The 12,128-nt window shown below is 34.7% G+C and carries 10 protein-coding genes; 6 read left to right on the forward strand and 4 right to left on the reverse strand.

What is annotated here, in order from left to right; all coding sequences use genetic code 11:
- Window positions 1-155: 155 nt before the first annotated feature.
- The gene (locus tag ACIQ2Z_RS11290) at window positions 156-812 is read right to left on the reverse strand and encodes a hypothetical protein (protein WP_396184255.1); all 657 of its coding nucleotides are present in this window, start codon (window positions 810-812) and stop codon (window positions 156-158) included.
- A 206-nt stretch (window positions 813-1,018) separates the two neighbouring features.
- Between ACIQ2Z_RS11290 and ACIQ2Z_RS11295 the strand changes: the two genes are divergently transcribed.
- The 6 genes from ACIQ2Z_RS11295 to ACIQ2Z_RS11320 all read left to right on the forward strand — a co-directional run bounded on the left by ACIQ2Z_RS11295 (window position 1,019) and on the right by ACIQ2Z_RS11320 (window position 7,224).
- A complete protein-coding gene (locus ACIQ2Z_RS11295; RefSeq protein WP_396184256.1) occupies window positions 1,019-1,942 on the forward strand; it encodes an ABC transporter ATP-binding protein in 924 nt (307 codons plus the stop codon).
- The gene (locus tag ACIQ2Z_RS11300; RefSeq protein WP_396184257.1) at window positions 1,942-3,249 is read left to right on the forward strand and encodes an ABC transporter permease; all 1,308 of its coding nucleotides are present in this window, start codon (window positions 1,942-1,944) and stop codon (window positions 3,247-3,249) included. Before ACIQ2Z_RS11295 ends, ACIQ2Z_RS11300 begins: the two co-directional genes overlap by 1 nt.
- A gap of 104 nt (window positions 3,250-3,353) precedes the next feature.
- Window positions 3,354-4,517 carry a sigma-54-dependent transcriptional regulator gene (locus ACIQ2Z_RS11305; protein ID WP_396184258.1) on the forward strand — a complete coding sequence of 388 codons (1,164 nt, stop codon included), beginning with the start codon at window positions 3,354-3,356 and terminating at the stop codon, window positions 4,515-4,517.
- Window positions 4,518-4,560: 43 nt separating this feature from the next.
- Window positions 4,561-5,172, forward strand: a complete 612-nt coding sequence (locus ACIQ2Z_RS11310) for a DEAD/DEAH box helicase (RefSeq protein WP_396184259.1) — start codon at window positions 4,561-4,563, stop codon at window positions 5,170-5,172.
- 82 nt (window positions 5,173-5,254) lie between these two features.
- On the forward strand, window positions 5,255-5,473 hold the full coding sequence (locus tag ACIQ2Z_RS11315) for a DUF2007 domain-containing protein (RefSeq protein ID WP_396184260.1): 219 nt from the start codon (window positions 5,255-5,257) through the stop codon (window positions 5,471-5,473).
- A gap of 116 nt (window positions 5,474-5,589) precedes the next feature.
- Window positions 5,590-7,224 carry an ABC-F family ATP-binding cassette domain-containing protein gene (locus tag ACIQ2Z_RS11320; RefSeq protein WP_396184261.1) on the forward strand — a complete coding sequence of 545 codons (1,635 nt, stop codon included), beginning with the start codon at window positions 5,590-5,592 and terminating at the stop codon, window positions 7,222-7,224.
- A gap of 83 nt (window positions 7,225-7,307) precedes the next feature.
- Here ACIQ2Z_RS11320 and ACIQ2Z_RS11325 read toward each other — a convergent pair whose 3' ends face one another.
- From ACIQ2Z_RS11325 to ACIQ2Z_RS11335, 3 genes are all read right to left on the reverse strand, one after another.
- Window positions 7,308-9,248, reverse strand: a complete 1,941-nt coding sequence (locus ACIQ2Z_RS11325; protein ID WP_396184262.1) for an OmpA family protein — start codon at window positions 9,246-9,248, stop codon at window positions 7,308-7,310.
- A gap of 12 nt (window positions 9,249-9,260) precedes the next feature.
- Entirely contained in the window at window positions 9,261-10,172 is a 912-nt protein-coding gene (locus ACIQ2Z_RS11330) for a type IX secretion system membrane protein PorP/SprF (protein WP_396184263.1), read from the reverse strand.
- Window positions 10,173-10,224: 52 nt separating this feature from the next.
- Window positions 10,225-12,128: gliding motility-associated C-terminal domain-containing protein (locus tag ACIQ2Z_RS11335; RefSeq protein WP_396184265.1), on the reverse strand; the 1,904-nt coding region annotated here is incomplete at its 5' end.

Below are 12,128 nucleotides of genomic sequence, written 5' to 3' on the forward strand. Positions count from 1 at the left end.
TATATATAAATATCTTTCTTCCACAATGGCAAATATACTATAAAATACAAAAACGATTCGATTTGATATTGTACGTAGTTGATTCGATAAAGCAAAGTTAATTTTGATTAGTTTTTGTTGCAATGTTGGATTTTTTGTGATGAGTAAAGTAAATTCTAACTCGTCAACACTTTAATCATTCCATCAACACCTCTTTTTCCAAATAGACCAACACTTTTTTGTTTTGGAATAATTTGGATGTCTTTAATGGTTAATTTTTCAAGTGTTTCTAAAAGTGTATTTTCTGAATAATTAGTTATGACATAGTCAACTTCTAAAAGCGGATTTTCACCCATTTCATTTTGCATTATTTTTTCTTCAATAAAAAGTTTTACGTTATATTTTTTTTCTCCTTTTTTATTGATGGTGTAATGATTACTTTCTATAATTTTAAAATCATTTTCTCGAATGATTTTCCAGAATTTTTCAGCCCAAGTTCCTTTATCCCAAATTTCTTTTTTATTGTTTAAAGTATTTTCAATTATTGATTTTTCAGTTTTTTGATCAATTAGTATTTCTAAAAGAAAAATCATTTCAATTGCCGATTCAACTGTTTCAAATCTCTTTAAAAAGGTTGAATTAAAATCTTTTAAATCTATTTCGCTTTCTTTTGCGTTCTTAATAAAGTTCCACAATTCTAATGATTCTAAATTTTGAATACTATCGTTAAAAGCTCTTTCAAATTCTGCTTTAGGAAGTTTTTTCATTTTCTCAATACTTTCATTTTGAGAAAAAGCAACGAGAGGAATTAATAAAAGAAATAGTATTTTCATATGGTTTTTAATCCTTTTTAATTCTACGTATAACGATGTAATTAAATTTTTGTTGTTTTGCACCTAAGTTGGGACTTTGAAAACTAGTAGATTCTTTTTCATAGCAATTTTTCCCATCCTTGTGTCACAATAAGGGTGGTTTTTTTTTGTAACAAATACCACTAAAAATATTCTAATTCCGTATATTTACCAAAACTCAAAAAGGTATGAGCAACATTCTGGAAGTACGCCAAGTGGTTAAAAAATATGGCGAATTTACCGCATTAAATAGCGTTTCGCTGACCGTTCCCAAAGGTAGTATTTATGGTTTATTAGGGCCAAATGGAGCCGGAAAAACCTCTTTAATTCGCATCATTAACCAAATTACCATGCCCGACAGCGGTACAATTTTACTTGACGGTGAATTGTTGCAACCCCATCACATTCAACATATTGGGTATCTTCCTGAAGAACGAGGATTGTATAAATCGATGAAAGTAGGCGAGCAATGTTTGTATTTGGCTCAACTCAAAGGATTAACTAAACAAGACGCCAAAAAGCAATTGGATTATTGGTTTGATAAACTGGAAATCAAAGGATGGTGGGATAAAAAAATTGAAGAATTATCGAAAGGGATGGCACAAAAAGTGCAATTTGTAGTGACGGTTTTGCACCGACCTAAGTTGCTTATTTTTGATGAACCTTTTTCCGGTTTCGATCCTGTCAATGCGAACATTATCAAAGATGAAATTCTGGAGTTGAAAAAAAATGGAGCCACTATTATTTTTTCGACGCATCGCATGGAAAGTGTAGAAGAATTATGTGACGATATTGCTTTGATTCATAAATCAAATAAGCTGATCGAAGGAAAACTGACCGATGTAAAACGACAACATCGAACCAATAGTTTTGAAGTAGGGATTTTAACCAACAACATCGAAGGTTTGATGTACGATTTAACTCAAAAGTTCACGGTTGATCAAGCTCAATTTAAATCATTGAATGATGATTTAAAGCTTGAAATCGCTATTGGGACTTCCACACCAAATGAGTTGCTCCAAATTTTGACTGAAAGAGGTCAAGTGACGCATTTTGTCGAAAAGATACCCACAGCCAATGATATATTTATAAAAACCGTAAGCCAATCGTAATGAGTGTATTAACCTTAATTATTAAACGAGAGTTTATTGCGAAAGTTCGTAACAAATCATTCATTGTTATGACTTTCTTGAGTCCGCTTTTATTTGTAGGAATTGCAGTTTTTGTAGGCTATTTAGCCTCGATGAAAGCCGATTTGAAACGAATTGCCATTCACGATGCAAGCGGTTATTTTGTGAATGAATTTAAAAATGATGCTGAATTTTCTTATCACGATTTGTCAAAAATGGATGTGAATTTTGTGAAGGATAGTATCATCAGCGAACGATATGAAGGATTGATTTATTTTCCAAAAGTGGATAGTTTAGCACAAGTTCAGAAAAACGTGCAATATATTTCAAATGATAGTCCGTCAATAGATTACATTATTGACATTGAAGAAATTATCGCTAAAAAATTAACCCAAGCCAATTACGAAAAAATAGGTTTGGATACATTAAAAATCAACAATGCAAAAGCAGAAGTAGACATTGTCTTAAAAAAGTCAACAGGAGAAGATACGGTTAAAGGTCTCAATGAAATCAAGTTGTTTTTAGGTGGTATTTTCGGTTATTTAATCATGATGTTTATTGTGATTTATGGCAATTTTGTCATGCGAAGTGTCATTGAAGAAAAAACTAATCGTATTATAGAGATCATTATTTCTTCGGTGAAGCCGTTTCAATTGATGATGGGAAAAATCATTGGAAATTCATTGGCAGGAATTTTACAATTTTTAATTTGGACCATCTTGGGATTGGTCTTGTTTTTTGTTTTTTCCTCTTTGTTTGGAATGCAAATGGGAGCTCCAGCTACTGTTACACCCGAAATGGTTGCTTCGGCGAATTCAAGTAGTTTTGCAGAAAAACTACCGTTATATATTAATGAGTTCAAAGAGCTGCCATTAGCAACGTTGCTAATTTCATTTGTGATTTATTTCATCGGTGGCTTCTTTTTGTACAGTTCGTTTTACGCAGCAATTGGAGCTGCAGTTGATAATGAAACCGATTCGCAACAGTTTTTATTGCCGATTATTTTACCGTTAATTTTAGGAGTTTATATTGGTTTTTTCACAGTTTTAAATGATCCGCACGGAACTGTAGCGACCGTATTTTCAATTATACCATTAACGTCGCCCATTGTAATGCTGATGCGAATTCCGTTTGGTGTACCTTGGTGGCAATTAGTCATTTCCATGGTTTTATTGTATGCAACCTTTTTATTTGTGGTTTGGTTTGCAGCAAAAATTTACCGGGTCGGAATTTTAATGTACGGCAAAAAACCAAGTTGGAAAGAACTTTATAAATGGTTGAAGTATTAATAACATTTTTCAAATTTAGATTATTAGTAATAATTGCTTCTATGTACTTTTGTACCTTAGTACCTTAGAACCTTAGCACCTTAGCACCTTAGTACCTCAAAAAAATGCCCAAAATATTAATCATAGAAGACGAAGCTGCCATCCGAAGAGTATTAACTAAAATACTCTCCGAGGAAAGTGACACCTATAAAGTGGAAGAAGCTGAAGACGGCCTTTCCGGAATTGAAAAAATAAAAAACGAAGACTATGATTTAGTGCTTTGTGACATCAAAATGCCCAAAATGGATGGTGTGGAAGTCTTGGAAGCAATCAAAAAAATCAAACCGGAGATTCCTGTTGTCATGATTTCAGGACATGGTGATTTGGAAACAGCTGTGAATACTATGCGTATAGGAGCTTTTGATTACATTTCAAAACCACCCGATTTGAATCGGTTGTTAAACACCGTTCGAAATGCTTTAGACCGCAAACAATTGGTGGTTGAAAACAAAATACTGAAAAAGAAGGTCAGTAAAAATTATGAAATGATTGGTGCTTCAGAACCCATCAATTACATTAAAGAGATGATTGAAAAAGTGGCTCCAACCGATGCACGTGTTCTAATTACGGGGCCAAACGGCACCGGAAAAGAACTGGTTGCCCATCAATTGCACGAAAAAAGCGAACGAGCATCGTTTCCAATTATTGAGGTAAATTGTGCTGCGATTCCTTCTGAATTAATTGAAAGTGAATTATTTGGTCACGTGAAAGGAGCTTTTACATCTGCCGTAAAAGACCGAGCCGGAAAATTTGAAGCTGCCGACGGAGGGACGATTTTTCTGGACGAAATTGGCGATATGAGTTTAGCCGCACAAGCAAAAGTACTTCGAGCTCTACAAGAAAGTTTGGTGCAACGTGTCGGTGCTGATAAAGACATTAAAGTGAATGTTCGCGTGGTTGCTGCCACCAATAAAGATTTAAAAAAAGAAATAGCCGAAGGACGTTTTCGCGAAGATTTGTACCATCGATTAGCTGTAATTTTAATTAAGGTGCCAGCGTTGAATGAACGTAGGGATGATATTCCTTTGTTAATTGAGCATTTTGCAACCAAAATTGCTGAGGAACAAGGTAACGTTGCGAAAAGTTTTTCTCCCGCAGCAATTAAATTACTGCAAGAATATGATTGGACGGGAAATATTCGCGAACTTCGCAACGTGGTAGAACGCTTGATTATTCTGGGAGGAACTGAAATTTCTGAGAATGATGTGAAGCTTTTTGCTAGTAAATAATAGTGATTAGTTGCTAATTACTATTCAATAATCACTCAAAAAAATGCAATTAAAAAAAATAAATCCCAAGCTTCAACAAGCTCTTGTGGAGAATGAGTTAACGGAAGCTAATGAACTACAGCAAGAAACTTTTTCCACAATAAAAAGTGGGGTAGATGCTGTTATTCAATCACCACATGGTAGTGGGAAAACAACAACGATTGTTTTAAACGTGATTCAACGGATGGAAAAAGCGGTGGGAGAAAGCACCCGTGCCTTGGTACTGGTGGAAGATAAAGAAAAAGTATTGGCAACTGTTGAACTTTTCAAACAATATGCCAATTACACCGATTTACGTGTGTTTGGAGCTCACGAAAAAGGCGACATCGATTACGATAAAAACCAAATTTCGTTGGGTTGTGACATCTTGGTAGGAACGCCAATCAAGATAAATGATATGTTTGCTTCTGCCGGATTTAATATGAATACCATCAAAATGTTTGTGGTTGATGATATTGATGAGATGCTTCGAAAAAGATTGGATACCACTATTTTGCGACTTTCGAATAGTGTGGAAAAAACACAGCGATTGTTTTTCTGTACCACAATCACCGAAAAAGTGGAAATTTTGGCTGAAAAAATCATGATTGAACCGCTTTTCTTTAAAGCGGAATAGGTAAATAACCTATAAATCCTTCATACTAAAAACTAAAGACTAATTACTAAGGACTAATTACTAAACACTAAGGACTATAAAAATGGGCATGATCAAAATATTTTCAGGAAGCGACATTTTAGCTTCCCGATTAAAAGAAAAAATAGAAGCTATTGGCGTCGATGTTTTAAAAAAAGACAACATTCAATCAGCGAGTTTGGGTGGTTTTGGAAATTCCGATTTAGCCGTTGAGTTGTTTATTGACGAACGTTATTATGGCAAAGTCAATGATGTAATTGAAGAGTTTAGGATGAGTATTTAAGTTTGTCCCTTAATAAAAGATGGCCTCTTTACCTTATTCGGTTATCTTTGCACCTTGAAAAAAATAAGTAGTTGAAAGCTTCCGGCTTCCATCTTCTAACTTCCAACTTTGTAAAAATGATTACAGTTAACGATATTGCCGTTCATTTTGGCGGAACCACTTTGTTTAGCGATGTTTCTTTCGCTATTAATGAAAATGATAAAATTGCCTTGATGGGTAAAAATGGTGCTGGTAAATCGACACTTTTGAAAATTATCGCCGGAGAAGCAAAGGCTTCTTCAGGGAATATTTCCGCTCCAAAAGATGCCGTAATTGCCTATTTACCGCAGCATTTATTAACGAAAGATGATGCGACGGTGATGGAAGAAGCTTCAAAAGCTTTTGCAGAAATCTTTAACATGAAAAATGAAATCGATCATCTCAACGAACAATTAACTATTCGAACAGATTATGAAAGTGACGATTATATGAAATTAATCGAACGCGTTTCGGAGTTGAGTGAGAAATTTTATTCGATTGAAGAAGTAAATTATGAAGCTGAAGTAGAAAAAGTATTAAAAGGTTTGGGATTTGAACGCGAAGATTTTAACCGACCCACCTCTGAATTTTCCGGTGGCTGGCGAATGCGAATTGAATTGGCAAAAATCCTTTTGAAAAAACCCGATTTAATTTTATTGGATGAGCCTACCAATCATATGGATATTGAAAGTATCCAATGGTTGGAAGATTTTTTAATCAATTCGGCCAAAGCGGTGATGGTCATTTCGCACGATAGAGCTTTTGTAGATAATATCACCAATCGCACGATTGAAGTGACCATGGGTCGTATTTACGATTACAAAGCCAAGTATTCGCATTATTTGGAATTGCGAAAAGACCGTAGAGTGCATCAACAAAAAGCCTATGACGAGCAGCAAAAAATGATTGCAGATAACATGGAGTTTATCGAGCGTTTCAAGGGAACCTATTCCAAAACGTTGCAAGTGCAATCGCGAGTAAAGATGTTAGAAAAATTGGTTCCTGTTGAAATAGACGAAATTGATAATTCGGCGTTAAAATTAAAATTTCCACCTTCCATTCGTTCAGGGCAATATCCAGTGGTAGTTAAAGATTTGGAGAAATCCTATGGCGATCATTTGATTTTTAAAGATGCCAATATCGTGATTGAACGCGGTGATAAAGTAGCTTTTGTAGGTAAAAATGGTGAAGGAAAATCGACCATGATTAAAGCCATCATGAAAGAAATTGAAATCAATGGCGGAAGTGTTGAGATTGGTCACAATGCACAAATAGGTTATTTTGCTCAAAACCAAGCTTCGATGTTGGATGAAAATGCCACCATTTTTGAAACGATTGATAATATTGCGGTTGGCGAGGTCCGTACACAAATAAAAAATATTTTAGGAGCATTTATGTTTCAAGGAGATGATATCACCAAGAAAGTAAAAGTGTTATCCGGTGGAGAAAAAACGCGTTTGGCAATGATTAAACTATTGTTGGAACCGGTGAATTTATTGATTTTGGATGAGCCTTCGAATCACTTGGACATGAAAACCAAAGACATCATCAAAGATGCGTTGCGTGATTTTGACGGGACATTAATTCTAGTCTCCCACGACCGTGATTTCTTAGACGGTTTGGCTACCAAAGTCTTTGAATTTGGTCACAAACGTGTGAAAGAACATTTTGAAGACATCAAAGGATTCTTAGCTATGAAAAAAATGGAGAGTTTAAGGGAAATTGAAAAATAGGAAATAGTTTATTATTGTTCTAAAATAAAAATATCCCGATAAAAATTAACGGGATATTTTTTTAAAATGAATTAACAACAGTATTATAAATCAGTAATAATGAATTGACTTCTTCTGTTTAATTGGTGTTCAGCTTCAGAGCATTCTACATTATCAGCACATTTGTTTACCAATTGGGTTTCTCCATAACCTTTTGCTGTTAAACGTTCCGCAGCTATTCCGTGTTTGATTAACCAATCTCTAGTTGATTTTGCTCTACGTTCTGATAATACTTCATTGTATTTATGAGTTTGACGACTATCTGTGTGTGAGCGAATATCAATTTTCATCGTAGGATATTGGTTTAATACATCTAAAATTTTAGCAATATCAATCGCAGCATCCGGTCTTATGTTCCATTTGTCTAAATCAAAATAGATGAGGTTTATTCCAAATACGTCAGCTAAATCACCTCCTACAGGAATTGCTTTAACAGCACTGTCTAATTCAATTGGTAATTCCGTTATACCGCTTTCTTTAGCAATTATTACCGGAACTTCTTTTGTTGTGTAAGTTTCTTTTTCAGCTCTTACATAATATTTTTTTTCACAATCAATAATTCCAAAATCATAACGACCATCAAGGCCTGAAATAGTATCTCTTAACTTAGTGAATTTTTCATCAAATAATGTCAGTTTTGTGTTTGGAAGAATTGCATCTGTATTTGCATCAGTAACAATACCTACTAGTGATTGTTCACAATCCCAATCAATTTCACGAGTTTCTAAGAATTTATAGATATCGTCATTTCCAACACCCGGTCTGTTTGAAGTTAAAAATCCTCTTTTTGAAGTTTTATTGATAATCAGGGCAAAATCATCATATTGACTATTTGCAGATTCTCCAACATTATGAACTTGTTTAAACGAACCGTCTTTTTCTAATTTAGTTATGAAAATGTCTAATCCACCTAATCCGGGATGACCATCAGAAGCAAAATACAATTCATTGTCCGAAGTAATAAACGGGAATGTTTCACGACCTTCTGTGTTGATGTCAGAGCCCAAATTTACAGGCGTTCCGAAAGAACCATCTTCTTTGATGTCTACTTTATAAAGATCAGATAAGCCTTTTGTTCCAGGCATATCAGAGGCAAAATATAATGTTTTTTCATCAGCACTTAACGTTGGATGAGCAACTTGATAGCTATCGCTATTAAAAGGTAAAGCAGTGATATTTATCCATTTATCTTCTTCAAGAGTAGCTTTATATATCTTTAATAAAGTAACCTTGTTTGCATCTTTTCCTTTTTTACCATCTAAGAAATTATTACGGGTAAAATAAACTGTCTTACCATCTTTAGTATAGGCAGGAGTTGATTCGTGGAATTTAGTATTTAATTTCTTTCCATATTTTCCTGCAGAAGATAAAACTCCTTCAGTAGTCATATCTGCTGAATATAGATTTGAAAAATATTGGTCAGTCCAACTGTGTTTTCTTTTCGAAAAATTTCCGGTATCACGAGTGGATGTAAAAATAACCTTGTCTAGATAAAATGCAGTACCATAATCTGAATATTCCGAATTGATTCCGGCATCTTCAATTTTATATCGACCTGAATTTTTCTTGATTTCTTCGCGGTAATCTTTTTTAGTTTTCGCTATTAAACCTCTTGAGTCATTTCCGCTTTTTAAATTAAATTTTGCCATCATTTCATCAGCTTTAGCGTAATTGCCAACTCCTTTTAATGATTGTGCGTAACGGAAAAAATATTCAGGTTCAACTTCTTCGGTCATTGCAAAAAGTTCACTATACCATTTTTCAGCGTTCACCAAATCGGCATTGTAATAGTAGGCATTTCCAATTTTTTGCAACATATCAGGCGTTTTAAAGCCTTTTTCTGCCACTCGCTCATAGGTTTTAATAGCATCTATGTAGGCGAATTTATCATAGTTCTTATCCGCCTTTTTTACTCCCGCTTTTTGAGCTGAGACATTCAAAGCGATACAACTTAATAAAGTAATGTATATAAATTTTATTTTCATGACTATTGCTTATTAGAAGAATCTTGGTGAAACAATTTTGTTATGTCTTTGGAACAATTCAAATCGTAAAAATACTTCATGTGAACCTGAATTGAAGTTTTTTAATTCTGTTGTTTCCATATCATAGCCATATCCTATGTATAATCCGTCGGAAACTTGAAATCCTGCCATTGCACTAACGGCAGCATCCCATCTCCAAGCAGCACCTAACACAAATTTATCCATTATTAGGAAATTAGCGGATAAGTCTACTTGTAATGGAGCACCTTCAGTAGCTTTAGTCATTAAGGCAGGTTTAAACTTAAGATTATAACTTAAATCGAAAACATGACCTGCAATAAAATAAAAACTCATTTTTTCTTTATTGATTGCAACAGAGTTGTCATCATAACGGGTAGTCTCAAAAAAGCTAGGAACAGAAAGACCAAAGTATGTTTTGTCAGAATGGAAATAAACACCTGCTCCAATATTAGGAGTAAACTTATTTTCTAAATCTGCAAACTGTGGATCTCCTTGATCAGCTGGATTTAACTTATTTACATCCAAGTTAAATAAATTTGCCGATGCTTTAATACCAAACGAAAGTTTGTAGGTTTCAGAGGTATTAATGGAGTAAGATAAATCAGCTGAAATAGTATTCTCGTTTGTTGGACCTATTCGATCATTTACAAAGGATAAACCTAAACCTAGATTACTCTCATTTATTGGTGTGTTAATAGAGGCAGTATTCGTTACCGGTGCACCATCTAATCCAACCCATTGGGTTCTGTGCAGTCCGAAAATACTCATTACTCCTCTCGATCCGGCATAAGCAGGATTGACATTTATTGTGTTATACATGTATTGCGTATACTGAGCATCTTGCTGAGCGAATCCAGCAAAACCTGTTAACATCAAAGCAAAAAATAAAAATTTTGTTCTCATTTAGTTTCTTTTTTTAGAAACCCGAGGGTCGTTAAACCCTCAGGAGTTTATTTTATCTTGTTAGGTACAAATATCCAGATTTATTTACAACATCTCCATCAGATGTAGTATACTGAATGATATAGAAATAGGTTCCGATTGGTAATTCAGCAGACTTATTAACTGTCGCTCTACCTTCAGAAACACCTCGGAATGCTTTGGAACTATTATCATAGTTCTGAACATCATACACTAACACGCCCCAACGGTTATAGATTTCAACTGAATTACTCAAATAGCATTCAGTATTTTCAATGTTTTCAATATTGAAAAATTCATTCAAGCCATCTCCATTTGGAGACATCGCATTATAAATATTAATAGCATTACAAGGGAATGGAATACAATCATCATTTACATTCATAGTAACTGCATATATTCTTGGACAAGAACCTTCAGTAATTTCATATCTAAAGATGTAATTTCCAATAGCCGTTACTAGAGTTGGTGTAAAGATATTATTATTTAATGCACCAGTATTATTTACATCAATCCAAGTTCCACCTGTAGTTCCTGTTGGTAATAATGTATTAAGATCAATAGGAGTACTATCTCCAATACAAGATACACTAGAAATTGGTGTAAAACTATCTTGAATTGTTACATTAATAGTTTGTGTAAAGGTTGATAAATTACCACAACTATCATAAGCTTCCCAAGTTCTTACAATTGTATAAAAAGTAGCTGATTCATTTACTATTTCCTCACTGAATGTTACTCCACCTACTGTAGAGCAAGCATCTGTAAAGGTTAAATCAGGACTTAGAGGAATAGCATCACAAGTAACATTAATGTTTTCATCAAAAGTTGAGGATATTGGTCCTGTTGTATCTTGAACAATAATTATTTGTTCGTGTGACACGCTATTTCCACATAAATCTGTTGCTGTCCATGTTCTTGTGATAACAAAATCTCCGGTACACTCACCTTGAACAATTGCTTCTGTAAAAGTAACTGTTTCATCTCCACAACTATCTGTTGCAGTTAATGTTGCTGCAACTGGGATATTGCTACATTCAACTGAGGTATCCTGAGGTAATGTTTCTACAAAAGTAGGAACCGTAGTATCCTGAACAGTGATAGTTTGAACATGAGTTGTTACGTTGTTACAAGGGTCAGTAGCTGTCCAAGTTCTAGTTATCGTATAAGCACCAGGACAAGTACCTTGAGTGATTGATTCAGCGAAAGTTACAGCAGCAGTACCACAATTATCAGTAGCTGTTAAAGTAACGGCTGTTGGTACAGCATCACATTGAACAGTTGAGTCTGTTGGAATAGCTTCTACAAAAGTAGGAGCAATAGTATCATTAACAGTAATGATTTGAGAAACTGCAGATGAATTATTACAAGGGTCAGTAAAAGTCCAGGTTCTGGTGATAACAAAAGAGTTCGGACATTGACCAGCAGCGATAGTATCAACACCAGTAGCGGTGATTTCACCAGCACAATTATCAGTAGCTGTTAAAGAAACAGCTGCAGGAACTTCAGAAGCACAAGCAAGCGTTAGAGCAGCAGGAGCTTCAGGAGTGACAGGATCAGTTATGTCTTGAAGAGTAAATGTTGCAGAAGAAGAAGCTGTATTTCCACAAGCATCGGTAGCAGTAAAAATAACAGTAATAGCAGCAGAACAGTCATTGCTTAATGCATCAAAGTCATTAGACCAAGTTACATCGGAACAATTGTCGGTTGCAACCGCACCACCATTAGAAGCTAACCATGCCTGAACAGCACCTTGATTACCTGAGCCATTACACTCAACAACAATACTTGAAGCTTGAGTAGTAATTACCGGAACCGTAGTATCCTGAACAGTGATAGTTTGAACATGAGTTGTTACGTTGTTACAAGGGTCAGTAGCTGTCCAAGTTCTAGTTATCGTATAAGCACCAGGACAAGTACCTTGAGTGATTGATTCAG

Origin of the sequence: Flavobacterium sp. (genome assembly GCF_044361015.1) — a bacterium.
Taxonomy (GTDB): domain Bacteria; phylum Bacteroidota; class Bacteroidia; order Flavobacteriales; family Flavobacteriaceae; genus Flavobacterium.

Excerpts from the sequence above, each read along its gene's own strand:
- ACIQ2Z_RS11330 (WP_396184263.1), bottom strand. The coding sequence starts at position 10,172 with ATGAGAACAAAATTTTTATTTTTTGCTTTGATGTTAACAGGTTTTGCT.
- ACIQ2Z_RS11315 (WP_396184260.1), top strand. The coding sequence starts at position 5,255 with ATGGGCATGATCAAAATATTTTCAGGAAGCGACATTTTAGCTTCCCGA.
- ACIQ2Z_RS11290 (WP_396184255.1), bottom strand. The coding sequence starts at position 812 with ATGAAAATACTATTTCTTTTATTAATTCCTCTCGTTGCTTTTTCTCAA.
- ACIQ2Z_RS11320 (WP_396184261.1), top strand. The coding sequence starts at position 5,590 with ATGATTACAGTTAACGATATTGCCGTTCATTTTGGCGGAACCACTTTG.
- ACIQ2Z_RS11325 (WP_396184262.1), bottom strand. The coding sequence starts at position 9,248 with ATGAAAATAAAATTTATATACATTACTTTATTAAGTTGTATCGCTTTG.
- ACIQ2Z_RS11300 (WP_396184257.1), top strand. The coding sequence starts at position 1,942 with ATGAGTGTATTAACCTTAATTATTAAACGAGAGTTTATTGCGAAAGTT.
- ACIQ2Z_RS11295 (WP_396184256.1), top strand. The coding sequence starts at position 1,019 with ATGAGCAACATTCTGGAAGTACGCCAAGTGGTTAAAAAATATGGCGAA.
- ACIQ2Z_RS11310 (WP_396184259.1), top strand. The coding sequence starts at position 4,561 with ATGCAATTAAAAAAAATAAATCCCAAGCTTCAACAAGCTCTTGTGGAG.
- ACIQ2Z_RS11305 (WP_396184258.1), top strand. The coding sequence starts at position 3,354 with ATGCCCAAAATATTAATCATAGAAGACGAAGCTGCCATCCGAAGAGTA.